The following is a 23,159-nucleotide window of genomic DNA, read 5'->3' on the forward strand; positions in this document are numbered from 1 at the left end:
TGGAGCTCAAGCCCTTGCCCCACCTGACCGCTGCGCAGCCTGTCCGCCCCCACAGGGGGCGGAGCCTCATGCCGGAAGCGCTCTTCCCCCTCTGGGGGAAGACGACCGCGAAGCGGTCCGTAGGGGGCATGCGGTCGCCGCCTCAGTCCTCGTCCTCTTCCGAATCCCCGAAATCCAGCACCGCCAGCGCCAGCGCCTTGTTGACCTCGCGCCCCTGCTGGCTGGCCGCCTCGTCCAGGGCGCTCACCGCCGCCAGGGCGGCCGGGGCCGAGCGGGGCAATCTCGCCATCAGGTAGGGATAGAGGTCGGCCGCCGGCCGGATGCCCGCCGCCTCGAAGCCGCGCCGCAGCACCGCCTCCAGCACCACGTCGTCGGGTTCCTCGATGCGGGCCACGGCCAGGGCGTTGAGCCGCGAGCGCAGGTCGGGCACCGCCGCGTCCCAGGCCACGGGGGCCAGGCGACCGGTCAGCAGCAGCGACCCGCCGTCGACCCCGGCCATGTTGATCAGGTGGAACAGCGTCTCGTCATCGACCAGACCGTCCTCGCAGCGCCGGTCGGCGTCCTCGACCAGCAGCGGCCGGCCGCGCAGGGACGCCAGGTCCAGCGGTTTCGCGTTGGTGGAGGCCGCCTCGATCACCACGGCCCCGGTCCGCGCCGCCCAGTCGCGCGCCAGATGCGTCTTGCCCGTCCCCGCCGGCCCGACCAGGGCCAGCCGCCCCTCGGGCCAGGCCGGCCAGGCGTCCAGCGACTCCAGCGCCTGGACGTTGGTCGGCGACGACGCGAACGACTCCCGGTCCCAGCGGGGCGGAGCGGTCAGCGGCAGTCGGAACTGACGAGGCAAGGCGGCGTCCGGACAGGGTTACTCAGTTACCGGAGATATAGGCTGCGTCGCGGAGGAGGGCGAGATGGGGTGGTGGGGTTGGCTGGGGATGAGGGGCGGGGAGGTGTGGATGGGAAACTTTGAACACAACCTTGACGGCCAAGCTTGCATATGCGTCCGTCGACGCTGCACTACGGATAACGATCATGGCTGACAAGTTAGATATAATTAAGCCAACATCCTTCGCCGAACTCCTCGATGCAATCGAAACTTTTCAAGCTGGATCAAGTGTATCTTGGTACCGGGGATGCAGAAAATCTTCTCACGGGCTTAAGCCGTCAATTTACAGGCATCCAAACATCACAAAAATCGCTGACGTGATCTCCCTTGAAGGGGAGGTGACTACGAGATTTGTCCAGAGATCCTTACCGTTCTTGTCTCGATCCCTAACGAGCGATTGGGACAAGCTATTTCTGATGCAACATTACGGCGTCCCAACCAGATTGTTGGATTGGAGCGAAAACCCTTTTGTGGCCATTTATTTTGCGTTGAACGCCGCATTGGAGCCTAAGGCAACGTCGGCTGCGCTGTGGATGTGCGATCCAGTTGCCTGGAATCGCGCCGCCTTGGCTCACATTTCATTTCGCGGGGGCGTGCTCGACGAAACGAGCCCATCGCTTCGGGCCTACGCCCCCGGTACAAAAGTCGACGAAATCCCCATGCTCCCCATTATGATTTACGGGTCATATAATAGCGCGAGGATCGTCGCGCAGAGGGGCGGGTTTGCGCTTTTTGGGCAAGGAACCACGCCCATGGAAGAGGTCTTTAGGGCGGATCAATTTCCTGTCGAAACGCTGAGAAAGATCGAAATTGGTCATGAATATGTAGACGATATTCGAAATTCCCTATTCAGGAAGGGGTTTACGGAATCTGTAGTTTTCCCAGACTTGGATGGATTGTCCAAGGAAATTAGACGCGTTTTTGGATTCTAAGATGCAACAACGACCAATGCGCATCACTCCCCACCCGAGCAAGCCTCTTATCTGGTGGTACAATCGGCGCGAAATGATCGACATGAGCCCGCCATACCAAAGGAAGGGGCGCCTTTGGTCTCAATCTGATAAAGGCTATTTGATTGATTCCATAATCAATGGGTTTGACGTCCCCAAGCTATATATTGCGGACTTTCAGATGGGTGACAGTCCTTTAAATTCGAGCCGACTCCCATATGCCATTATTGATGGTAAGCAGCGCCTTGAAGCAATATTTGATTTCTTTGACGGAAGGTTAGTCTTAAATCACGATTTCATATGGAAGAGGGATCCAAGGCTTCAGCTTGGCGGCCTTGGTCTAAAGGATCTAAAAGGGTCTCATCAGGAAGTCGCGGAAATATTTGAAACCGAAACCGTCGATATTATGAGTGTGGTCACTTCGAACGAGGCTGATATCAACGAGCTTTTCGTGCGCTTGAATCGCAGCAAACCCCTAACCGGTGCTGAGATCCGTAATGCCATGCTTGGCCCAGTGTCAGACATCATTAGAACTGTGGCAAAGCACGAGTTTTTCAACGAGAATATCAAGTTTAGCGTTGAACGAGCGGGTGATTATAACGCTGCGGCTAAAATTGTGCTTTTTGAGTACGAGAAAAAGCCAACTAACACAAAGAAGAAAGACCTAGATGCCTTTGCTGGTTCGGCGACTATTGATGGCGCCACGCTGGAATTGGCGGGTAGAAGAGCGCTGGATAATCTCGACGCCATGCAAGAAATTTTTCTCCCTCATGATGAACTTTTAAGTTCAGCCGGCGCGTTGCCTGTATATTACTGGTTGGTCAGGGAGCTGAGTGACGATCAGCGGCCGCTTGTGCGCGAGTTTCTGTATACCTTTGAGAAGCGCAGAAAGTTGCATCGCGACAAACATATTGCCGGACACACCACCACCGCCGATACTTCTTTATCACGCTACGATGCGCTTAATCGAAGCACCAACGACGTTGGCAGCCATGTCGGCCGGTTTGAGATATTGAAGGAGGAGTTCTCTCGGTGGCGTAATGAGAAGGCAGCTCAGTCGACATTGTTTCTCAACTTAGTGCTGTAGGCATCTCGATGGTGGAGCGCAGCGCCTCCGACCTCGCCGCCTGGCGCGCCCGCATCACCAAGCCCGCCGGGCCGCTGGGCGCGGCCTCCCGCGCCGTCCAGCGGCGGATCAACCGGGTGATCCCCGAGAAGGTCCACGCCGCGATCACCGCCGCCATGGAGGCGATGACCAAGGCGATCCTGACCGGGGCCGACTTCGCCACGGCCTCGCCGCTGCGCGACGCCACGCTGGAGGAACGGGAGGCCAAGGTCGCCGCCGCCATCCAGGGCTGGAAGGCCGCCGCCGGGGCCGAGGGCGGGGTCGCCGGGGCGGGCGGGTTCCTGCTGGCGGCGGCCGACTTCCCGCTGCTGATGAGCTTCAAGCTGAAGCTGCTGTTCGAGATCGCCGCCCTCTACGGCCACGATGGGAGCGTGCTGAGCGAGCGGCTCTATATCCTGCACATCTTCGAGCTGGCCTTCTCGGACGTCGAACACCGCGTCAAGGTGCTGGAGGCGATGGACGACTGGGACGCGCGCCCGCATCCCGCCGACCTGAAGGGCTTCGACTGGCGCTCGTTCCAGCAGCAGTACCGCGACCACATCGACCTGGCGAAGCTGGCCCAGCTGCTGCCCGTGGTCGGCGCCCCGGTCGGCGCCGTGGTCAACTGGCGCCTGACCGCCCACCTGGGGAAGACGGCGATGATGGCCTACCGGATGCGGTGGGCGGCGGGGGAGGGGCGCTAGCAGGGTTCGCGCGGGGACGCGCACTCACGGCGGGGCGCCGGTCGGTTGGCAGGGCGTCTGGCGTGAGTGCGTGTCCCCAACTTGATCCGCTGAGTCCCGTCTTGGACCCACTATTCAGGACGAACGATCTGGCGCCGTGGACGACGTGGGGGACACGCACTCACACCGATCGTCCGGGATCATCGGTCTCGGCCTTGCCGTGAGTGCGCGTCCCCGGCGCTTATCCTTGGGCTATCGGCAATGAACTCCAGCAAAATCAACGCCCTGAACTTTCTCGACCCCAATCGATCCTCACCCTCCCAGACCGCCTTTATCCTGATCCCACCTCGTCGCGGGGAAAGGGCGCATGGCCAGCGACCGATGCGGCGGCGGGGGGCGATCGAGCGGGAAGCTCTGTCGGCGGTGCTGTCCGCGTGCGTAAGGACGGGACCAAACCTTGCGTCTCTGGTGCCGGTCGGGCCTGTTATACAGATACGACGTGATGCAAGGGCTGACTTAGCAACAGGCGGGCGGTGACGCGCTCGCGGTCCGGGACCGGGTGTCGTTGACCCGGCCCGCCCGTCGGAGGCTTCAAGGCGGCGAGGCCCTAACAGGGCTCGGCGTCGCGCGCTTCCGGATAACGACCGCGCGGAGCGATCGGGCTTCGTCGAAACGGTATTCTTTTTCAAACTCCGGACGATGTCCGGCGCTCCGCGACCCTTTCCATACGCTCAGCGAGAGATCGCGTGAGGTCGCTAACACTTGCCCCCACCTGGCGGCTTCGCCGCCTGTCCGCCCCCATAGGGGGCGGAGCCTTCGCACGGCGCCTACGACAGCGCTCTTCCCCTCCGGGGGAAGACGACCGCGAAGCGGTCCGTAGGGGGCAAGTGACTGGCCCCAGAATCCTTGACATCGCCGCCCCCCCATGCGCCTTTCCGCCCCTCGAAAATCACGCGTTCCAAAGACTTTTCCATGACCTCGACGCACGCCTATCGCACCCATACCTGCGGCGCCCTGCGCGCCTCCGACACCGGCGCGGCCGTGCGCCTGTCGGGCTGGATCCACCGCAAGCGCGACCACGGCGGCCTGGTTTTCATCGACCTGCGCGACCATTACGGCCTGACCCAGCTGGTGCTGCACCCCGAGACCCCGGGCTTCGCCGTGGTCGAGCGCCTGCGGGCCGAGAGCGTGATCCGGGTCGACGGCGAGGTGATCGCCCGCGACGCCAGCGTGGTGAACCCCAACCTGCCGACCGGCGAGATCGAGATCCGCGTCTCGGCCGTGGAAGTGCTCAGCGAAGCCGCCGAGCTGCCGCTGCCGGTGTTCGGCGAGCCGGACTATCCCGAGGAAATCCGCCTCAAGCACCGCTATCTCGACCTGCGCCGCGAGACCCTGCACAGGAACATCGTGCTGCGCTCGCGGGTGATCCAGTCGATCCGTTCGAGGATGTTCGCCCAGGGCTTCAACGAGTTTCAGACCCCGATCCTGACGGCGTCGTCGCCGGAGGGGGCGCGCGACTTCCTGGTGCCCTCGCGCCTGCATCCGGGCAAGTTCTACGCGCTGCCCCAGGCCCCCCAGCAGTTCAAGCAGCTGCTGATGGTCTCGGGCTTCGACCGCTACTTCCAGATCGCCCCGTGCTTCCGCGACGAGGACCTGCGCGCCGACCGCTCGCTGGAGTTCTACCAGCTGGACGTCGAGATGAGCTTCGTCACCCAGGAAGACGTGTTCGCGGCCATCGAGCCGGTGATGCACGGGGTGTTCGAGGAGTTCTCGGGCGGCAAGCCGGTGTCGCCCATTGATGAGACTCATAGTTTCATCAACGATTTCGGCCAGACCCTGGAGCACAAGGGCTTCGAGCGCCTGACCTACGCCCAGTCGATGGCCTGGTACGGCAGCGACAAGCCCGACCTGCGCAACCCGATCAAGATGGCCGACGTCTCGGCGCACTTCCGCGACAGCGGTTTTGGCCTGTTCGCCAGGATCCTGGCCGCCGATCCCAAGAACCAGGTCTGGGCCATTCCGGCCCCGACCGGCGGCAGCCGCGCCTTCTGCGACCGCATGAACAGCTGGGCCCAGGGCGAGGGCCAGCCGGGCCTGGGCTACGTCTTCTGGTCCGAGGACCAGGGCGGCTGGGGCGGTCCGATCGCCAAGAACCTGGGCGAGCCGGTCCAGGCGCTGATGGAAAGCCTGGGCCTCAAGGCGGGCGACGCGGCCTTCTTCGTGGCCGGCGACCCGGCCGTGTTCGCCAAGTTCGCCGGCCTGGCCCGCACCCGGGTCGGGACCGAGCTGAAGCTGGTCGACGAGAACCAGTTCAAGTTCTGCTGGATCGTCGACTTCCCGATGTTCGAATGGAACGAGGACGAGAAGAAGGTCGACTTCTCGCACAACCCGTTCTCGATGCCGCAGGGCGGGCTGGAGGCCCTGGAGACCCAGGATCCGCTGACCATCCGCGCCTACCAGTACGACATCGTCTGCAACGGCTACGAGTTGTGCTCGGGCGCGATCCGCAACCACAAGCCGGAGATCATGCTCAAGGCCTTCGAGATCGCCGGCTACGGGCCGGAGGTGGTCGAGGCCCAGTTCGGCGGCATGCTCAACGCCTTCCGCTTCGGGGCCCCGCCGCACGGCGGCCTGGCGCCCGGCATCGACCGGATCGTCATGCTGCTGGCCGAGCAGCAAGCTATTCGAGAAGTGATCGCCTTCCCGCTGAATCAGCAGGGCCAGGACCTGCTGATGAACGCCCCGGCCGAGGCCCTGGACAAGCAGTACAAGGAACTGCACATCCGCGCGGCCCCGCCGATCAAGGTGTAGGGCTGGCGAGCTCCGCCCCATACGAAAAAGCCCTCCGGTCCAGCGGGATCGGAGGGCTTTTCTGTCTGGCCAGGGCGGGCGGCCTAGTTGGCCGGCTTGGCCGGCTTGGCCGGCGCCGGGGGCCTGGGCGGCGCCGGGGGCCGGGGGACCGCGGCCAGGCGGGCCGCGGCCTCGATCTCGGCGCGATGGGCTTCGACCTGGGCCCGGGCGGCCTCGGCCTGGGCGCGCGCGAAGCTGGGGCTGAGGCGGATGCGGACATTGCCGCCCGAGCAGTTGCGGATGCTCAGCCCGCGCGGCAGCCGGGTGCCGCCGTCGCCGCAGGCCTCGTCCAGCTGGTCCTGGTCCAGGCCCCGGGCGTTCGACAGGTCGGCCCCGGCCAGATTGGCGCCCGACAGGTCGGCCCCGGCGAAATCGGCCCCGTTGAAGATCGCGCCGCGCAGCATAGAGCCGGTGAACTCGGCGTCGCGGAACGAGGCGCGCTCGTAATTGCCGCCGCTCAGGTTGCTGGCGTTCAGCTCCGCCGAGCTGAAATTGGCGCCCCGGGCGTTGACGCCCTGCAGGTTGGCGCCGATCAGCTCGCTGCTCGACAGGTTGGCCCGTTCCAGATTGGCGCCCTGGAAGCTGGCGCCGTGCAGTTCGCTGCTCGACAGGTCGACCCGGCCCAGGTCGGCGCCGATGAAGTTGGCGCCGCTGCTCTCGATGCCCGACAGCCGGGCGTCGGTGAAGATGGCGTGGGAAAAGCCCGCGCCGCGCATCTCGGCGCCACGCAGATCGGCCCGCGACAGGTCCGCGCCGGTGAAGTTGGAGCCGAAGAAGCTGGCGCCGCGCAGGTCGGCCCCGATCAGGTTGGCCTTGGCGTAGTTGGCGCCGGTGAAGCGCGCGCCGGTCAGCTTGCGGCCCGACAGCTCGCAGCTCACGCAGGCGCCGCCCAGCGAGATCATCCTGGCCACGTCCTTGTCCTCGACCCCGGCATAGGCCTGGTGAGCCATGGCTGACAGGGCGAGCGACAGAGCGGCGAGCGTGATCCGCAAGCGGGACATCGAAACCTCCAGACCGGTCAAGATAAGCGACCGAGTGAGTTACGATTTGGGACCGTCGAGCCCCAAGCGCCACTTAAATCGCGGTAATGACGGAAGTTTAACGGCAAGCGGGCACGGAAAGCCCGCGTGGCAAGCGGGTGGACATATCGCCGCAGGCCCGGTTCAGCTGGGCCTGGGTCAGGCCGATGGCGCGGTCCATCTCGGCGCCCGAGAGGTTGGCGCCGGCCAGGGTCGCGCCCCGGAAATTGGCCCCTTCCAGATAGGCGCCGACCAGGCTGGCGTTGGTCAGGTTGGCCCCGGCGAAGCTGGCGCCGCCGAACACCCCGCCATAGAAATTGACGTCGCGCAGGTCGCCGCCGGCGAAGCTGGTGCGGTTCATCTCGGCCAGGCTCAGGTCGGCCTGTCGCAGGCGGGCGCCGGCCAGGTTCCGACCCTTCAGCACCGCGCCGGAGAGATCGGCCTGGAACAGGTTGCAGCGCGGACAGTTGGCGCCGCCGCGGACCTGGGCGATCTGGCTGGCGTTCTGGGCCAGGGCGGGACCGGCCAGGGCCAGCAGGCCGGCGACGGCGAGGATCGGGAGCAGCGGTTTCATTCTGGCACGCGTCTTTCGGCGGGAACGGCGATCAAGCATGGCCACGCAAGCTTAAGGCCAGGCAAACGGCTAGCCGGCGTCGCTCTCGCCGGAAGGGGCGCTGGCCTGGGTTCCGCAGCTGTCGCAGACCACCAAGCCGCCCTTGCGGCTCAAGGCCAGGTCACCGCAGGCCGGACAGACGTCGCCGCTGGCGCCGACCGGTCGGGGTTCCTGGTCCCGACGGCCGCCGAACGGCAGGAACACCAGATTGTCCGGCGCGGCGCCGCGCGAAAAGCCCTTGGAGATGAACTTGCTGGCGGGCAGGGGCTCGGCCTCGACCTCGCCGTCGGGCGCGCCTTCGCCCCGGCCCAGGCCGTCGGCGTTGAACTCGCCCGGATCGGCGTTGGCCAGGTCGTCACGGCCCAGATACGACACGCCCAGCTCGCGGAAGATATAGTCCAGGATCGAAGTCGCCGAACGGATGGAGTCGTTGCCGGTCACCGGTCCGGCCGGCTCGAACTTGGTGAAGACATAGGCGTCGACGAACTCGTCCAGCGGCACGCCGTATTGCAGGCCGATCGAGATGGCGATGGCGAAATTGTTCATCAGGCTGCGGAAGGCGGCGCCCTCCTTGTGCATGTCGATGAAGATCTCGCCGACCTCGCCGTCCTCGTATTCGCCGGTGTGCAGATAGACCTTGTGGCCGCCGACCGCGGCTTTCTGGATATAGCCCTTGCGGCGATCGGGCAGCTTGCGGCGCGCGCGGCCGCCGCGCTCGACAACCCGCTCGACCACGCGTTCGACGATCCGCTCCTTGACCGGCGCGGGCGGGGCGTCCGCCACGAGAGCCTCGGCGCGGGCCGGTTTGGGCGGTTCGGCCTCCTCGGGCAGGGGGAGGGCGAAACCCGCCGGCGGCGCGAGGCGGTTCAGCCGCAGGGCTCTGACGCCGGCTCGGGCGGCGGCGGCTTGCAGGCGGGCGGCGTCCGCTGGGCGAGCGTCGAAGGGCAGGTCCAGCACGGCCGGGCTGGCCAGGCAGGTGAAGGTTTCCACGGCGGCCTGCATCGCCAGCCGATCGGCCAGGACGGGGAGTTCGACTGCCGCGAACAGCGCCCGCAGTTCGCCTTCCAGCGCCTCGCAGTCGGACAGGCGGCGCGCGCCCAGAGCGTGGCGCTCGGCCGCCTCGATCTCGGTCTCGGAGAAGCCAGCGAACGCCAGGGTGTCGAAGTCGGGATCGGCCAGAAGGTCGGCGGGAACGCCCAGAACGTCGCTGAGGAAGCCCGCGCCGATCACCGCCGGGGCGAAGGCGGCGCGCAGGTTGTCGGCCAAGCGCAGGGCGTCCTCGGCCAGCTCGATCTCATGAGCGGTGAAGCCGCGGGCCTGCAGGACCATGTGGTCGATCCCTGGCGCCTCGGCCAGCGAACCGTGGCCGATGGCGTGCCGACGGGCGGCGTCGAAGTCGGCGCCCGCTTCGGTCAGGCAGAGGTGGGCGGCGGCGCTGAAGGTCGGAACCAGCAGGCCGTCGGCGGTCTGGGCGGCCGAGACCGGCGCGGCGGCGGCGGCGGGGCCCAGAGCCTTTCCGCCCAGGCGAAGGGCCGCCTCCGGATCGGCGAAGGCGGCGACTAGGCGCGACGAGCGCAAACCGTGCTTGCGGGCCAGGCCATGGGCGACAGCCAGGGCGGCGGCGGCCTCCGAGGCCAGGGGCGAGCGCAGGGCGGCGGCGCGCACGCGGCGCTCGGCCAAGCCGCGCAACACCGACTGGCGTTCCTGAGCAAAGGCGGGATCGGAACCGAGCGCGGCGGCGGCCTCTGCGCTGGCGCTCAGCGCCGCGCCGACAGCCAGCGCCCAGAGCGCCGACGCCGCGTCTCGCCCAAGGTCGCTAGCAGGCGAAAGACCTTGGGTCAGCAGCCAGTCGCCGACCCCGGCCAGGCCGATCTCGGCTGGGCGGTCGCCGCGTTCGATCTCCAGGGCCGTGGCCCACAGGCCCACCACCTGATTGAAGCCCGCGGTGTCGAAGGTTTCGCCCTGCTGAAAGGCGGTGACGTCGATCGCGGCGCGAACCGGCGCGCCTCGGGCCAGGGCTTCGGCGTCCTCGGGCGAAAAGGCCAGCACCAGGCCGCTGGTCTCCCAGCCGATCCGTGCGGCGAAACTGCCGGCCTCGTCGACCGCCGCCACGCCTTGGCGGGAAGCCGAGGCGACCAACGGAGCTGGGGTCGTCGCCTCTGGTTCGATCAAGCTCGTGCCTGGCGCGCCGGCCAGGGCGATCGCGTCGAAGATCATCCGGTCGTCGGCGCCCAGGTCTCGAGCCCGGCGTGCAGCGCGGCCGAGCGCGCTGTTCTTGGATGGATCAGCGCAGGCCTTGGCGTCGCCATGGCAGCGCTGGACCGCGTCGCCGACCTGGGCCAGGGCGATGTCCAGCCGGGCGGCGGCTTTGGCGGCCAGACGCGCCGACCGCCAGTGCGCCAGATGGCCTTGGGCGGCCCGCTTGAATTCGATCTCGCCGATGTCGGGCAGCCGCTGCGGCGCGATGGCGGCGCTGGCTGGCGAGGCCACGCCTGTCAGCATGGTGGCCAGCAAGGCGTCGCGGAAAGCGTCGGCGTCGGCGGCGTCGCCGAACAGGCCTTCGGACAGGCCGGTCTTGGCCAGCTGATCCGCATAGCGGACGGGACCGCCGCCGAGCGGGGCCTCGGCGTCGATCACGCCGTCATTCCGGTCCCGGACGGCCCAATCCAGCCACGCTTCGACCCGAGCGTCCGGCCAGTCTTCGGGCGCCAGCACCTCGATGACCGTGCTGGGACGCTCGATCTCGCGCAACGCAAGGCGCGGAGCGGAGGCGGGGTGACGAGACTGGATGCGCATGGGCGATTCCGCGGTCTGGGCGCCAGGATGCGCCAAGAATTAGCCATCCTAGATCGTCGAACCACGGCCTTCAATAGATGTGGGGGTCTGTCGCCTTGCGATCCACAAGATGTTGACGTGGCATTGGCGCGTCGGATGCTGGACGCTGAGGAGCCGCCGACCTATAGTCCGGCCGCTTCGCAACGCCTTGGCGTTGCCCGAAATCCTCCCAGTTTGGGACCCTTGCGAGATTGGTGCTGACGCGGTGCTGAAAGCGATCTTTACGTGGTGGAACGGCGCGACCATCGGTCAGCGCTTCCACATTAGCCGTCGTGGCGTGTTCGTCGGCCAGGACGATTACGGCAACCGCTATTTCGAAGCTCGCGACAACCGCGACAGCTATGACGACCGCAAGCGTCGCTGGGTCATCTATGACGGCTATGCCGAGGCGTCCAAGGTGCCGCCCGAATGGAGCGGCTGGCTGCACTACACCTTCGACGAGCCGCCGACCACGGCGCCGCTGAAGCGCCGCGCCTGGGAAAAGGACCACCATCCCAACCTGACCGGCACGATCCACGCCTGGCGGCCGAAGGGCTCGCTGGCCCGCGGCGGCGAACGCGCGGTCGCCACCAGCGACTACAAGCCCTGGTCGCCCGAATAGGATGACGGTCCGGCGGTCCTTGGCGGGCGTGATGGCGCTGGTCGTCGCGGGTTCGCTCGTTGGCGGCGGGGCCTGGGCGCTTCAAAACACGCCGCAGCAGCCGCCGACCGCCCCGACGCCGCCGGCGGCTCCCACGCCGGTCGTCGCGTCCCAGCAGCCGCGGCCTTCGCCCGGACCGCGCCCAGCGACGCAGACCCCTACGCCCACGACGACCGCCTCGCCGCCCGCGAACGAGACGCCCACCCCGGCCGCGGCCAAGCCCGCCGCGACCACGCCGGACAAGCCGGCCGAGCCGCTTAAGCGCGCCCGCTCTTCGGTCGCCATTCTGCAGGCGCTCGACAAGGTGACCACCGAGACCATGCGGTTCGAGGCCCCGGTCGGCCAGCCGATCCGCTACAAGACCCTGATCTTCACGGTCCGCGCCTGCGAAACGACCGCGCCCGACGAGGACGCTCCGGACTCGGTGGCCTATGTCACGGTCGACACCCAGCCCAAGGCCCTGCCAGGGCGCGTGGCGCCGGCCGGACGCCAGATCTACAAGGGTTGGATGTACGCCAATTCACCGGGCCTGAACCCGCTGGAACATCCGGTCTATGACGCCTGGCTGATCGCCTGCAAGACATCAGCCCCCGTGGCGCCGGCCGCCAGCCGGTAGAAATCGGCGGAAGCCGCCCAGGCCCGTCCCAGCCGACGGCGATAGTCGGCGCGCGAGATCTCGATCGTTCCGAACTGTTCGAGATGCTCGGTGATGAACTGGGTGTCCAGCAGGCGATAGTCGCCGACGATCAGGCGGCCCGCCAGGTGGATCAGCGCCACCTTGCTGGCGTCGCGACGGGTGGAAAACATGCTTTCGCCGAAGAAGCAGGCGCCGAACGCCACGCCGTAGAGCCCGCCGACCAGATCCTCCCCGTCCCAGCACTCGACGCTGTGCGCTAGGCCGCGGGCGAACAACTGGCCGTAGAGGCGCTGGATCGGATTGTTGATCCAGGTCTCCAAGCGTCCCGGCCGCGCGGCCGCGCAAGCCTCGACGACAGCGTCAAAGGCCGTGTCGATGCGGACCTCGAACGGTTGGGCCCGAACCGTGCGGGCCAGGCGGCGCGGGACGTGCACGCCGTCCAGCGGCAGCACGCCCCGGCGTTCCGGGTCGATCAGGAAGATGCTCTCGTCGTGGCGGGCGTCCGCCATGGGAAAGACGCCGCGCTCGTAGCAGGCGATGAGATCATCGACCGTGAAGGCGTCGTCCATGGCGCTCCGCCCGACTCCTTGAGCAGGCCTCTAGCCCTGCGCCTTGATCCAGCGCTCCAGCCAGTGGATGTCGTAATCGCCGGCCAGGATGTCGGGTTGCACCAGAAGATCCTGGAACAGCGGGATCGTCGTCTCGATGCCGCCGACCACCATTTCGCCCAGGCAGCGGCGAAGGCGAGCGATGCATTCCTCACGATCGCGGCCGTGGACGATCAGCTTGCCGATCAGGCTGTCGTAATAGGGCGGGATCGCGTAGCCGGTATAGATCGCCGAATCCAGGCGGACGCCCAGGCCGCCGGGAGCGTGGAAGTCGGTGATGGTGCCCGGCGAAGGCGTGAAAGTCCGCGCGTTCTCGGCGTTGATCCGGCACTCGATGGCGTGACCTTCGAAGACAACGTCGTCCTGGGTGAACGACAGCGGCAGGCCGGCGGCGATGCGGATCTGTTCACGGACCAGGTCGATGCCGGTGATGGCTTCGGTGACCGGATGCTCGACCTGCAGGCGGGTGTTCATCTCGATGAAGAAGAACTCGCCGTTCTCCCACAGGAACTCGATCGTGCCGACGCCCAGATAGCCGATGGCCTTGACGGCATCGACGACGATCTTGCCGATCTTGGCGCGGTCCTCGGCGCCCAGGGCGGGCGAGGGGGCTTCTTCCAGCACCTTCTGGTGACGGCGCTGCAGCGAGCAGTCGCGCTCGCCCAGATGAACGACGTTGCCGTGGCTGTCGGCGATGACCTGCAGCTCGATATGGCGCGGCTTCTGGAGGTAGCGCTCCATATAGACCGTGTCGTCGCCGAACGCCGCGCGGGCTTCCGAGCGGGCGGTCGAGACCGCCTCGGCCAGATCCTCGCGAGTCTGGGCCACCTTCATGCCGCGACCGCCACCGCCGGAGGCGGCTTTGATCAACACCGGGAAGCCGATGCGCTCGGCGGCTTCGAAGGCTTCCTCTTCGGTCGACACGCCGCCATCGGAGCCGGGAACGACGGGGATGCCCGCGTCCTTGACGGCCTGCTTGGCGGTGATCTTGTCGCCCATCATCCGGATGTGTTCGGGCTTGGGGCCGATGAAGGTGTAACCGTGAGCGCCGACGATCTCGGCGAAGCGGGCGTTTTCCGACAGGAACCCGTAACCCGGATGGATCGCCTGGGCGCCGGTGATCTCGGCGGCCGCGATGATCGACGGGATGTTCAGATAGCTCTTGGCGGCCGAGGCCGGGCCGATGCAGACGCTTTCGTCGGCCAGTCGCACCCACATGGAATTGGCGTCGGCTTCGGAATGGACCGCCACGGTGGCGATGCCCATTTCCTTGCAGGCGCGGTGAACCCGAAGCGCGATCTCGCCTCGGTTCGCGATGAGGATCTTGTCAAACATGCCGACTACTCGACGATGACGAGCGGCTCGCCGAATTCGACGGGCTGGGCGTCTGCCACGAGAATCTCGACGACCTTGCCGGCCTTGGGCGCCGAGATCGGGTTCATGGTCTTCATGGCTTCGACGATCAGCAGGGTCTGGCCGGCGCTCACCGTGTCGCCCACCTTGATGAAGGCGTCGGCGCCGGGTTGCGGCGACAGGTAGACGGTGCCGACCATCGGCGACTTCACGGCCTCGCCGGCTTGGGCGGCCGGGGCGGGCGCGGCGGCCTCGGCGGCAGGCGCAGCGGCGGCGGGAGCCGGAGCGGGCGCATAGGCCGGCGCGGCCGTCGCCTGGACGTACTGGGCCGGCGCTGCGGCGACGGTCAGTTCACGAGCAACCCGGATCTTCAGGCCCGCATGCTCGACCTCGATCTCCGACAGGCCGGTGTCCTTCAGGATGTCGGCCAGCTTGCGGACCAGGCGGGCGTCGATCGACGGAGTCTCGACCGGATCGGCGGGGGCCTTGGGATTGGACATGGAAGGTTACCTTGCTGTCTTCTGAAGCCGGGATCGCCGGCTAGTTCGCGCCGATCAGGCCGGCAGCGGCCTCGATCGCCAGTTCATAGCTCGCCGCGCCGAAGCCGGAGACGATCCCGGTCGCCGCGAGCGAAACGAAGGTGTGGCGGCGGAATTCCTCCCGCGCCGCCGGGTTGGACAGGTGACACTCGATGACCGGGATATTCAAGGTCTTCAGGGCGTCGAGGAGAGCGATCGACGTATGTCCATAGCCCGCCGGATTGATCACCAACGCGCAAGCCTCCGTCCGGGCTTCCTGAACCCAGTCGATCAGCGCGCCTTCGTGGTTGCTCTGCCGGAAGACGACGGAAAGACCCCGAGCGGCCGCGCGCGCCTCGCAGCGCGTGCGGACATCGTCGAGCGTGTCCTTGCCGTAGATCTCGGGCTCGCGCGTTCCCAACAGGTTGAGGTTGGGTCCGCTCAGCACATGGATCGGTTTTACCATTCGGCTCCGCCGTCGATTCCGGGAGGTCTTGTATAGCCGGTTCCCCCGCGTCACAAGCAGGGCTCGCTTCGGAGGTGACATGAGGCTTCTACTGAACGGCGAAGAGCGGGATATCGCGGGTGTCGCCAGCATCGCGGATCTGGTGTCGACGCTCGGGCTGGACGTCCGCAAGGTGGCGGTCGAGCGCAATCTCGAGATCGCGCCGCGGTCGACCTATGCCGAGACCGCCCTAGCCGACGGCGATCGGATCGAGATCGTCACCTTCATTGGGGGCGGCTAGGTCTCGGCGTTTGAAACCCTGGGCGCGGAGGCGTAAACCCGCCCCATGAACGCGCATGTCCCTCCCGAATCCGCCGTTTCGGCCGTCGACGCCGAAGACACCTGGACCGTTGCCGGCCGCACCTTCCGCTCGCGCCTGATCGTCGGCACCGGCAAGTACAAGGACTACGCCACCAACGCCGCGGCGGCGAAGGCGGCGGGGGCCGAGATCGTCACCGTGGCTGTGCGTCGTGTGAACCTGACCGACCCGTCCCAGCCGCTGCTGGTCGATTACGTCAAGCCCACCGAGTTCACCTTCCTGCCCAACACCGCCGGCTGTTTCACCGGCGAGGATGCGGTGCGCACCCTGCGCCTGGCTCGCGAGGCCGGCGGCTGGGACCTGGTGAAGCTGGAGGTGCTGTCCGATCCCAAGACCCTCTATCCCGACATGGAAGAGACCCTGCGCTCGCTGAAGCTGCTGGTCGCCGAGGGCTTCCAGGTCATGGTCTATTGCTCGGACGACCCGGTCTACGCCCGCAAGCTGGAGGACGCCGGCGCGGTGGCGATCATGCCGCTGGGCGCGCCGATTGGCTCTGGGCTGGGCATCCAGAACCGGGTGAACCTGCGGATCATCGTCGAGAACGCCGGGGTGCCGGTGCTGGTCGACGCCGGGGTGGGCACGGCGTCGGACGCGGCGATCGGCATGGAGCTGGGCTGTGACGCCATCCTGATGAACACCGCCATCGCCGAGGCCAAGGATCCGATCCGCATGGCCCGGGCGATGAAGCACGCGGTGATCGCCGGGCGCGAGGCTTACCTGGCCGGCCGGATGCAGAAGCGGCTCTACGCCGATCCCAGCTCGCCGCTGGCGGGCCTGATCTAGGCCAAAAGCCTAGACCTTCTTGGCCTTGCCGGCGCGGGCCTGGTCGATCGCCAGGTTCAGGGCGTGCATGTCGGCGCCGGGGATCATCGTGTCACCGACCAGGAAAGCCGGTGTTCCTTCGATGGCCAAGGCCTCGGCCAGGGCGTGGGTGTCGGCCAGGTGCTGGGTCGTAGCCTCCGACACGCCCATGGCGCGAGCCTTGGCCACGTCGATCCCAAGCTGCTGGGCGATACGGACGACACCCGTTTCGTCGAGGCTCTTCTCGGCCATCAGGCGCTTGTGCAGTTCGATCGTCTTGCCCTGGTCCTTGGCGCCAAGGACCATCCGGGCCGCGACTTCCGAGTCGTGGCCGAAGATCACGAAGTCCTTGAAGACGAAGCGCACGTCCGGGTTCTTCTGGATCAGCTCGACGACCTGCGGCGCGGCCAGCTTGCAGTAGCCGCAGCGGTAGTCGAAGAACTCGACCACCGTGATCGAGCCGTTCGGATTGGCCACGAAGTCGCGGGGGTCGTTCTCAAGCGCCTGGCGGTATTTGGTGATCGCGCTCTTGGCGTTCTTCGTCTTCTCGGCGACCTGCTTTTCCTGCAGCTTGGCGCTCATCTCGACCAGCACCTCGGGATGCTCGATCAGATAGGCGTGCACCTTCTCGCCGAACGCCTTGTCGGCGTTGGCCTGGCCGCAACCGATCAGGGAGAGGGCTGCGATGGACGCGGCGGCGACCGCCAGCGGACGGAAGGTGAGGGGCATGGAGGTCTCTGGAAGGGGGCGGCCTAGCGGCGCAGGCCCGAGGTGACGGCGCCTTCCTTGGCCAGGTCCTTCAGGTCCTGGTTGGAAGGATTGGAGGTCAGGACGATGTCGGTGGCGCGGCGCCATTCCACGCTGTCCTTCTTGAGCAGTTCGCGAGCTCGCATGGCGAAGACCCGCGCTTCCTGGGTCGCGCCCATGTTGAAATATTGCTCGGCGGTGGCCAGGCGGGCTTGGCCGTCCTCGCCGCGCTTGTCATAGGCCTGGGCCAGCAGGCGCCAGGCGACCGAATTGTCGCTTTCGTCGAGCAGGGAGCGTTTCAGCTCGTTGATGCCTTCCTCGACCTTCTTGGGGTCGTCGAGTCCGATCAGGGTCTGGCCCAGATTGACCCTCAGCAGGGCGGCGTCGGGCTTCAGCGCCACCGAGCGGCGCTGCGGCTCCTCGGCTTCCTTGACCCGGTTGAACTCAAACAGGATCTGGCCTTTCAGCTCCCACAGATAGGGATTGTTCGGATTTTCAGTGATCAGCCCGTCCAGAATCTTCAGGGCCCGGTCGGGCTCCTTCATCTGGTAATAGGCGATGGCGCGCGCGTAGCGGGCGGGGAAGGCGCGGTCGGTTTCCTTGTACTTCACGATCGCCACGCCGGGATTGATGAAGCCCTCCAGCTTGGCCTTCATGATCTCGTGCTCGGCGAGGGACTCCGGATCGTCGACGGCGTTGTAGTGCGGCAGCTTTTCGACACGGCTGCGCAGGGCGTCGATCCGGTCGCCCGACAGCGGGTGGCTACGGAAATAGGCGAAGCGCCGCGACTGGTCGAAGACTTCCTGGTAGCGGAAGTTGTCGAAGAACTCGACCAGACCGCGGCCCGATTGGCCGGTGGCCTCCAGGAAGCCGGCGCCGGCCTGGTCGGCGCGCGATTCCTGATCGCGGCTGTAGCCCAGGGCGCCGAGCTGGCCGAAGTACGAGGCGTTGCCCATCAGCACCGCGCCGGCGTCCGGCGCGCCGGCCAGGGCGGCCAGGACGCCCAGGCCCATGGTCAGGATCATCGGCTTGAGGCCGGCCCGCATCATCTCGCCCGACCGCAGGGGGTGGGCTCCGGCCAGGTGTCCGGTTTCGTGGGCGATGACGCCTTTCAGCTGATTGGGCGTTTCGGTTTGCAGGATCAGGCCGGTATTGAGGCCCATCATCAGGCCCTGGGTCGCGAAGGCGTTCAGTTCCTTGTCGCCCACCAGCAGGATGCGAACCGTCTTGGGATCCAGCCCGGCCGCCGCATAGATCGGATCGGCGTCGCGATGAAGGATTTCCTCGATCTCGGTGTCGCGGATCAGCGAGGGGCCGTCCTGCGCATGAGCCGGGGCGAGGGGCGCCAGGGTGGCCGCCAGCAGGGCCAGCGCCGATAGCGCCGATCCCGTCTTCCTGGCTATTTTTTCGGAAGCCGCCCTTGTCCGGGAGGTCATCGAAACTCTCCTGATCGCGCCCCCGCGCTCAAGCCGGCAGTCTAACGCTGTTCTCGACGACCTGGGAACATTCCGTCGGCCCTATCCCGCGATATAGGCGTGAAGCTCGGCGGGACCAGGGCTCCGCCGAGCTTCATCTCGAGATCATCAGCCGCGGCGCCACCAGCCGCGCTTGGGCTTCTCCGGCGGGGTCGAGATTTCGGCCGGATCGGGTTCGGCGACCAAAGGCGCCGACTCCGCCGCCGCCGCGGGCTCCGGTTCGACGACCGGAGCGGCGACTTCGACGTCGGCTGCGACCAAGGGCGCTTCCTCGATGGCGTCGACAGCGAGAGCCTCAACCACGGGACCCTCAACGGCGACAGTGGTTTCAGTCGAAGCTTCGGCGTCGGCGGCCTTGCGTCCTCGGCTGCGCGGACGGCGGGCCTTCTTGGGCGCCTCGTCCTGCGGCGGCAGTTCGACCCAGACGTCGGCCGGCGGGCCTTCGATCACCGGCGGGGGCAGCGGCGCGACCTCCAGTTCGGCCACATCGACCCGCGGGGCAGGGGTGCGTTCAGCGCGCGTCGTCTCGGGCGCCTCGGTCCGCTCGCCGCGTTCGCCACGACCCCGTCCACGACGACCGCCGCGTTCGCCGCGCTCGGCGCGTTCCGGACGCTCGGCGCGTTCGGCGACCGGCGCTTCGGCCCGTTCCGGACGTTCGCCGCGCTCCGGACGATCATTGGCCGGACGACGACCGTCCAGGGCCTCGGGATCATGCCAGACGAAGGCGTTCTCGCCGAATGGCACTCGCGGACGAGTCCAGGCGAAGACGTCGGCCGGACGATCGCCGTCCTCGCGGCCGCCGCGACGGCCGCCGCGACGGCCCCGGCGACGACGGCGACGACGGGATTCCTCATCCTCGCCCTCGATGTCGCCCTCGGCGCGGTCAACGCCCTCGGCGTCGTCCTCGTCGTCTTCGCCAGCGGCCTCGGCCGGGCTTTCGTCGCGATCGTCACGACGACCGCCGCGACGGCGACGCTTGCGACCGCGACGGCCGCCCTCGTCCTCGGACGCCTCGGCGCGGGCCGGACGGGCGGCGCGGGGCGCGTCGTCCTCTTCGCTCTCGTCTTCGTCCTCGGCGACGATCTCCTCGTCGTCTTCGTCCTCCTCGTCCTCGAACGCCTCGTCGTCATAGACGGGGTCGGGCTCGATCGGCGCGAAGATTTGCGGGGCGGGGCGCTCGCCCAGTTCCGTGCGGTCGATGTCGTGCTCGGCCTGATGCAGGCTGTCGTCGACCAGGACCGTGACGAACAGGGCGTGGGTCTGCTGCAGGCGCAGCAGATAGGCGCGCTTTTCGTTGAGGATATAGATGCCGACCGGGCGGCTGACCTTCAGGGTGACAGCGCCGCCGCCCTTCAGGGCCTCGACCTCGACGGCGCGCAGGGCGGCCAGCGCGCTGGATTCCACCGAGCGGACGCGGCCGGTGCCGTCGCAGTGTTCGCAGACATGGGTGGTGCCTTCCAGCACGCCGGTGCGGCGACGCTGGCGGCTGATTTCCATCAGGCCGAAACCGCTGATCTTGCCCATCTGGATACGGGCGCGATCGTCCTTCAGGGCGTCCTTGAGGACCTTTTCGACGGTGCGGTTGTTCTTGGCTTCATCCATATCGATGAAGTCGATGACGATCAGGCCGGCCAGGTCGCGCAGGCGCAGCTGGCGCGCGGCCTCCTCGGCGGCTTCCACGTTCGTCTTGAGCGCGGTGGCTTCGATGTTGCGCTCGCGCGTCGCCTTGCCCGAGTTGACGTCGATGGCGACCAGGGCCTCGGTCTGGTTAATCACCAGATAGCCGCCGGAGCGCAGCGGCACGACCGGCGAATAGATCTGGGCCAGATGGTCCTCGATCTTGTGCTTGACGAACAGCGGGGCCGGCTCGCGGTACGGGAAGACCTTCTTGGCCTGGCTCGGCATCAGCATGCGCATGAAGTCGCGTGCTTCCTTGTAGCCGGCCTCGCCCTCGACCCAGATGCCTTCCAGATCCTTGTCGTACATGTCGCGGATGGCGCGCTTGACGAGGTCTTCCTCCTCGTAGATTAGCGCCGGCGCGATCGAGTGCAGGGTGTTGTCGCGGATGTTTTCCCACAGCCGCAGCAGGTATTCGTAGTCGCGCTTGATCTCGGCCTTGGTGCGCTTGGCGCCGGCCGTGCGGACGATCAGGCCCATGCCTTGCGGCACGTCCAGGCCCTGCACGACGCTCTTGAGACGCTTGCGGTCAGTGACCGTGGTGATCTTGCGGCTGATGCCGCCGCCGCGGGCGGTGTTGGGCATCAGGACGCCGTAGCGACCCGCCAGCGAGAGGTAGGTGGTCAGGGCCGCGCCCTTGTTGCCGCGCTCTTCCTTGACGACCTGGACCAGCATGATCTGCCGGCGGCGGATCACTTCCTGGATCTTGTACTTGCGCATCAGGCGGCGCTTGCGGCGCGCCAGTTCTTCCTCGACGGCGTCTTCCTCGTCGTCGACCACGTCGCCGTCATCGTCCTCGCGGGCGTGATGATGATCGTCCTCGTCATCGTGCGAGTCGTCGCGCATCAGCGCTTCGCGGTCGGCGACCGGGATCTGGTAGTAGTCCGGATGGATCTCGTTGAAGGCCAGGAAGCCGTGGCGGTTGCCGCCGTATTCGATGAACGCAGCCTGGAGGCTGGGCTCAACGCGGGTCACCTTGGCGAGATAGATATTTCCTCGGAGCTGCTTTCGGGTCTGGCTTTCGAAATCGAATTCTTCAACCCGTGTACCGTCCACGACCACCACACGCGTCTCTTCGGCGTGGGCGGCGTCGATCAACATCTTCTTCGACATAAAGGGTATCTCCACGGCGCGCGGCGAACGCTAGGTCCGGGCGCCGATATGATTGAAAGGCGCGCACGTCACCGCCCGTCGCCCCGCCGAAGCGGTTGCGGAAGGTCGGTCGCCAAAGGCGGTCGGGTGCGGCGCAGCCCATAAGGTTTCTGTGTTCCTTAAACGCGCCGGAGGGCGCGGATCGGATGGAGCGTCGACGCCGGAGCGGCTTAAGGGTCCAACGCGAACCCTGCGGGACGATCCAGGCGAAGGCTTCGCGCCTCACGCTGGTAATCGAGCCCAAACTCGTTTCAGTCCGGCGGTCCGGCCACGAACGCAGATTGCACCCTCAGGGATACAAGCCGGTCCGTGAGATAGGAGCCGCTCACGCTTTCCGCCATGACGATCACGGCGCTCAGCGCGCGGACCATAGTGTAGCAACATCGTATCGTAAAAGAAAAGCGCTCGACTGACGCCATCTGCGCCGCCGTGTCGCGCCTTGGGTTAACGCTTTCTCTACCCGGAAATGCAGATATCAGTTTTGGTTTAGGTTGGGCCCTTGGGGCGATGGATGGCATGAACGGTGTCTTGATCTCGGCGACGAGGACAGGGTGGGCGCGGGCGGCGATGATCGTCGGCGGGTTGGCCCTGGCCGGCGTGGCTGTGGCCATGGCTCACGGTCCCGCGCCCGCCGCCGGCGTCCAGAAGGTTCGTTTCGGTGGAGACCGCAACGAAACCCGCATCGTCATCGACCTCGATCGCGCCGCGACGGGCAAGCTGCTGGCGGACGGCGCCGCCGATCGCCGGGTCGTGATCGCGCTGCTCAATGTCGCGACGGCCGGCGATCTGCAGGGGGCGGGCCAGGGCCTGGTCGAGCGCTGGGCGATCGACGAAGCCGCGGGCGGCGCCCGCCTGCGCCTGGACCTCAAGGCCAACGCCGAGGTTCGCCGGCGCTTCTTGCTGCCGCCGGGCGACGGCGCTTCGGCCTATCGCTATGTCATCGACCTGAAATCCACGGACGCGGCCGGCGCGGCTCAGACGCCGAGCTTGAAGCCGACCCTGGTTTCGGCGCCGACGAGGGCTCCGGCCCTGCGCTTGAAGAAGGTGATTGTCATCGACGCCGGTCACGGCGGCAAGGATCCGGGGTCTTCGGGCTCCGACACCGCCGAGAAGGACGTCACCCTGGCCGCGGCCAAGGCGCTGAAAGCCAGACTGGAGAAGTCGGGCCGCTACACCGTGGTCATGACCCGGCAGTCCGACACCTTCGTGCCGCTGGAAGCCCGGGTCCAGATCGCCCGCCGGGCCGACGCGGACCTGTTCATCTCGCTGCACGCCGACTCGGGCCCCGACGCCACGACCCGCGGCGCCAGCGTGTACACCCTGTCCGAAAAGGGCACCGAGCGCGTGGCTCGGGTGCTCGAAAAGGACGATTGGCTGATGAAGGCCAATCTGCCGGGCCGCGATCGCGCCGTCAGCCAGATCCTTCTGGACCTGTCGCAGCGCGCCACCAAGAACCGCTCCGCCGCCTTCGCCGAGACCCTGCTGCAGTCGGTGGGCGAGGAGACGACCTTGCTGCGCCGCAGCCACCGCGACGCCGGCTTCATCGTGCTGCTGGCGCCGGACGTGCCGGCCGTGCTGCTGGAGATGGGTTTCATCACCAACGCCGATGACGAACGGCTGCTCAAGACCTCGGCCGGTCGGGGCCGGCTGATGGACGCCGTGGCCGGGTCGATCGAATCCTATTTCGCGACCCAGACCCGCCTGGCCGCCCGCTAGGCGGGAAGGCTCACCCGTGAGGACGGCGAGAGCCGTTGGCGCCTCGGCCGATGCGCGCTAGAGGATTCCAACGGAG

Annotated in this window: 21 protein-coding genes; 9 read left to right on the forward strand and 12 right to left on the reverse strand. The window is 66.9% G+C overall.

Annotation, left to right across the window (positions count from 1 at the left end; translation table 11 throughout):
* Nucleotides 1–142: 142 nt before the first annotated feature.
* Nucleotides 143–841 carry a chromosomal replication initiator DnaA gene (locus tag EV278_RS03875; protein WP_132086834.1) on the reverse strand — a complete coding sequence of 233 codons (699 nt, stop codon included), beginning with the start codon at nt 839–841 and terminating at the stop codon, nt 143–145.
* A 185-nt stretch (nt 842–1,026) separates the two neighbouring features.
* On the opposite strand from EV278_RS03875, the gene EV278_RS03880 reads away from it, so the two are divergent.
* The 4 genes from EV278_RS03880 to aspS all read left to right on the forward strand — a co-directional run bounded on the left by EV278_RS03880 (nt 1,027) and on the right by aspS (nt 6,429).
* Complete coding sequence (locus tag EV278_RS03880; RefSeq protein WP_132086836.1) at nt 1,027–1,812, forward strand: FRG domain-containing protein; 786 nt, start codon at nt 1,027–1,029, stop codon at nt 1,810–1,812.
* 1 nt (nt 1,813) lies between these two features.
* Nucleotides 1,814–2,917 carry a DUF262 domain-containing protein gene (locus tag EV278_RS03885; protein WP_165916516.1) on the forward strand — a complete coding sequence of 368 codons (1,104 nt, stop codon included), beginning with the start codon at nt 1,814–1,816 and terminating at the stop codon, nt 2,915–2,917.
* A gap of 8 nt (nt 2,918–2,925) precedes the next feature.
* A complete protein-coding gene (locus tag EV278_RS03890; protein ID WP_132086840.1) occupies nt 2,926–3,639 on the forward strand; it encodes an EcsC family protein in 714 nt (237 codons plus the stop codon).
* A gap of 951 nt (nt 3,640–4,590) precedes the next feature.
* Nucleotides 4,591–6,429 carry an aspartate--tRNA ligase gene (gene aspS, locus EV278_RS03895; protein ID WP_132086842.1) on the forward strand — a complete coding sequence of 613 codons (1,839 nt, stop codon included), beginning with the start codon at nt 4,591–4,593 and terminating at the stop codon, nt 6,427–6,429.
* Between the two features lie 83 nt (nt 6,430–6,512).
* Here the strand turns inward: aspS and EV278_RS03900 are convergent, their stop codons facing one another.
* The 3 genes from EV278_RS03900 to EV278_RS03910 all read right to left on the reverse strand — a co-directional run bounded on the left by EV278_RS03900 (nt 6,513) and on the right by EV278_RS03910 (nt 10,896).
* On the reverse strand, nt 6,513–7,469 hold the full coding sequence (locus EV278_RS03900) for a pentapeptide repeat-containing protein (protein WP_132086844.1): 957 nt from the start codon (nt 7,467–7,469) through the stop codon (nt 6,513–6,515).
* A gap of 97 nt (nt 7,470–7,566) precedes the next feature.
* Nucleotides 7,567–8,061, reverse strand: coding sequence for a pentapeptide repeat-containing protein (locus EV278_RS03905; RefSeq protein ID WP_132086846.1), 495 nt, complete (start codon nt 8,059–8,061; stop codon nt 7,567–7,569).
* Nucleotides 8,062–8,130: 69 nt separating this feature from the next.
* Nucleotides 8,131–10,896 (reverse strand): ribonucleotide reductase, encoded by a 2,766-nt coding sequence (locus EV278_RS03910; protein WP_132086848.1) that lies wholly within the window; start codon nt 10,894–10,896, stop codon nt 8,131–8,133.
* 244 nt (nt 10,897–11,140) lie between these two features.
* Here EV278_RS03910 and EV278_RS03915 point away from each other — a divergent pair, with 244 nt between their 5' ends.
* On the forward strand, nt 11,141–11,536 hold the full coding sequence (locus EV278_RS03915; RefSeq protein ID WP_132086850.1) for an NADH:ubiquinone oxidoreductase subunit NDUFA12: 396 nt from the start codon (nt 11,141–11,143) through the stop codon (nt 11,534–11,536).
* 1 nt (nt 11,537) lies between these two features.
* Nucleotides 11,538–12,191: a DUF2155 domain-containing protein gene (locus tag EV278_RS03920; protein WP_132086852.1), complete on the forward strand. Its 654-nt coding sequence runs from the start codon at nt 11,538–11,540 to the stop codon at nt 12,189–12,191.
* Here EV278_RS03920 and aat read toward each other — a convergent pair.
* From aat to EV278_RS03940, 4 genes are read right to left on the reverse strand one after another with little or no spacing between them, the layout of a single operon-like run.
* Nucleotides 12,128–12,781, reverse strand: coding sequence for a leucyl/phenylalanyl-tRNA--protein transferase (gene aat / locus EV278_RS03925; RefSeq protein ID WP_132086854.1), 654 nt, complete (start codon nt 12,779–12,781; stop codon nt 12,128–12,130). The two genes, EV278_RS03920 and aat, sit on opposite strands and share 64 nt — an antisense overlap.
* 30 nt (nt 12,782–12,811) lie before the next feature.
* Complete coding sequence (gene accC / locus EV278_RS03930; protein ID WP_132086856.1) at nt 12,812–14,155, reverse strand: acetyl-CoA carboxylase biotin carboxylase subunit; 1,344 nt, start codon at nt 14,153–14,155, stop codon at nt 12,812–12,814.
* A gap of 5 nt (nt 14,156–14,160) precedes the next feature.
* Nucleotides 14,161–14,673 carry an acetyl-CoA carboxylase biotin carboxyl carrier protein gene (gene accB / locus EV278_RS03935; protein ID WP_132086858.1) on the reverse strand — a complete coding sequence of 171 codons (513 nt, stop codon included), beginning with the start codon at nt 14,671–14,673 and terminating at the stop codon, nt 14,161–14,163.
* Between the two features lie 40 nt (nt 14,674–14,713).
* A complete protein-coding gene (locus EV278_RS03940; RefSeq protein WP_057186734.1) occupies nt 14,714–15,157 on the reverse strand; it encodes a type II 3-dehydroquinate dehydratase in 444 nt (147 codons plus the stop codon).
* Nucleotides 15,158–15,236: 79 nt separating this feature from the next.
* Between EV278_RS03940 and thiS the strand changes: the two genes are divergently transcribed.
* A complete protein-coding gene (gene thiS, locus EV278_RS03945; protein WP_132086860.1) occupies nt 15,237–15,437 on the forward strand; it encodes a sulfur carrier protein ThiS in 201 nt (66 codons plus the stop codon).
* 45 nt (nt 15,438–15,482) lie between these two features.
* Entirely contained in the window at nt 15,483–16,298 is an 816-nt protein-coding gene (locus EV278_RS03950) for a thiazole synthase (RefSeq protein WP_132086862.1), read from the forward strand.
* 9 nt (nt 16,299–16,307) lie between these two features.
* Here EV278_RS03950 and EV278_RS03955 read toward each other — a convergent pair whose 3' ends face one another.
* The 4 genes from EV278_RS03955 to EV278_RS03970 form a co-directional block, all read right to left on the reverse strand.
* Nucleotides 16,308–17,045, reverse strand: a complete 738-nt coding sequence (locus EV278_RS03955) for a DsbA family protein (RefSeq protein ID WP_132086864.1) — start codon at nt 17,043–17,045, stop codon at nt 16,308–16,310.
* A 23-nt stretch (nt 17,046–17,068) separates the two neighbouring features.
* Complete coding sequence (locus tag EV278_RS03960) at nt 17,069–18,499, reverse strand: M48 family metalloprotease (protein ID WP_132086866.1); 1,431 nt, start codon at nt 18,497–18,499, stop codon at nt 17,069–17,071.
* 147 nt (nt 18,500–18,646) lie between these two features.
* On the reverse strand, nt 18,647–21,328 hold the full coding sequence (locus EV278_RS03965) for a ribonuclease E/G (RefSeq protein ID WP_132086868.1): 2,682 nt from the start codon (nt 21,326–21,328) through the stop codon (nt 18,647–18,649).
* Entirely contained in the window at nt 21,252–21,470 is a 219-nt protein-coding gene (locus tag EV278_RS03970; protein ID WP_132086941.1) for a hypothetical protein, read from the reverse strand. The genes EV278_RS03965 and EV278_RS03970 overlap by 77 nt, the downstream gene beginning before the upstream one ends.
* A 413-nt stretch (nt 21,471–21,883) precedes the next feature.
* Here EV278_RS03970 and EV278_RS03975 point away from each other — a divergent pair, with 413 nt between their 5' ends.
* Nucleotides 21,884–23,083 carry an N-acetylmuramoyl-L-alanine amidase gene (locus EV278_RS03975; RefSeq protein ID WP_132086870.1) on the forward strand — a complete coding sequence of 400 codons (1,200 nt, stop codon included), beginning with the start codon at nt 21,884–21,886 and terminating at the stop codon, nt 23,081–23,083.
* The last annotated feature ends 76 nt before the right edge of the window (nt 23,084–23,159 follow it).

Source organism: Caulobacter sp. BK020, assembly GCF_004342605.1.
Lineage (GTDB): Bacteria > Pseudomonadota > Alphaproteobacteria > Caulobacterales > Caulobacteraceae > Caulobacter.

Bases quoted from the DNA above. Each gene is read 5' to 3' on its own strand.
- EV278_RS03880 (WP_132086836.1), top strand. From the start codon at position 1,027: ATGGCTGACAAGTTAGATATAATTAAGCCAACATCCTTCGCCGAACTC.
- EV278_RS03885 (WP_165916516.1), top strand. From the start codon at position 1,814: ATGCAACAACGACCAATGCGCATCACTCCCCACCCGAGCAAGCCTCTT.
- EV278_RS03890 (WP_132086840.1), top strand. From the start codon at position 2,926: ATGGTGGAGCGCAGCGCCTCCGACCTCGCCGCCTGGCGCGCCCGCATC.
- aspS (WP_132086842.1), top strand. From the start codon at position 4,591: ATGACCTCGACGCACGCCTATCGCACCCATACCTGCGGCGCCCTGCGC.
- EV278_RS03900 (WP_132086844.1), bottom strand. From the start codon at position 7,469: ATGTCCCGCTTGCGGATCACGCTCGCCGCTCTGTCGCTCGCCCTGTCA.
- EV278_RS03905 (WP_132086846.1), bottom strand. From the start codon at position 8,061: ATGAAACCGCTGCTCCCGATCCTCGCCGTCGCCGGCCTGCTGGCCCTG.
- EV278_RS03910 (WP_132086848.1), bottom strand. From the start codon at position 10,896: ATGCGCATCCAGTCTCGTCACCCCGCCTCCGCTCCGCGCCTTGCGTTG.
- EV278_RS03920 (WP_132086852.1), top strand. From the start codon at position 11,538: ATGACGGTCCGGCGGTCCTTGGCGGGCGTGATGGCGCTGGTCGTCGCG.
- aat (WP_132086854.1), bottom strand. From the start codon at position 12,781: ATGGACGACGCCTTCACGGTCGATGATCTCATCGCCTGCTACGAGCGC.
- accC (WP_132086856.1), bottom strand. From the start codon at position 14,155: ATGTTTGACAAGATCCTCATCGCGAACCGAGGCGAGATCGCGCTTCGG.
- accB (WP_132086858.1), bottom strand. From the start codon at position 14,673: ATGTCCAATCCCAAGGCCCCCGCCGATCCGGTCGAGACTCCGTCGATC.
- EV278_RS03940 (WP_057186734.1), bottom strand. From the start codon at position 15,157: ATGGTAAAACCGATCCATGTGCTGAGCGGACCCAACCTCAACCTGTTG.
- thiS (WP_132086860.1), top strand. From the start codon at position 15,237: ATGAGGCTTCTACTGAACGGCGAAGAGCGGGATATCGCGGGTGTCGCC.
- EV278_RS03950 (WP_132086862.1), top strand. From the start codon at position 15,483: ATGAACGCGCATGTCCCTCCCGAATCCGCCGTTTCGGCCGTCGACGCC.
- EV278_RS03955 (WP_132086864.1), bottom strand. From the start codon at position 17,045: ATGCCCCTCACCTTCCGTCCGCTGGCGGTCGCCGCCGCGTCCATCGCA.
- EV278_RS03960 (WP_132086866.1), bottom strand. From the start codon at position 18,499: ATGACCTCCCGGACAAGGGCGGCTTCCGAAAAAATAGCCAGGAAGACG.
- EV278_RS03965 (WP_132086868.1), bottom strand. From the start codon at position 21,328: ATGTCGAAGAAGATGTTGATCGACGCCGCCCACGCCGAAGAGACGCGT.
- EV278_RS03970 (WP_132086941.1), bottom strand. From the start codon at position 21,470: ATGGGCTGCGCCGCACCCGACCGCCTTTGGCGACCGACCTTCCGCAAC.
- EV278_RS03975 (WP_132086870.1), top strand. From the start codon at position 21,884: ATGAACGGTGTCTTGATCTCGGCGACGAGGACAGGGTGGGCGCGGGCG.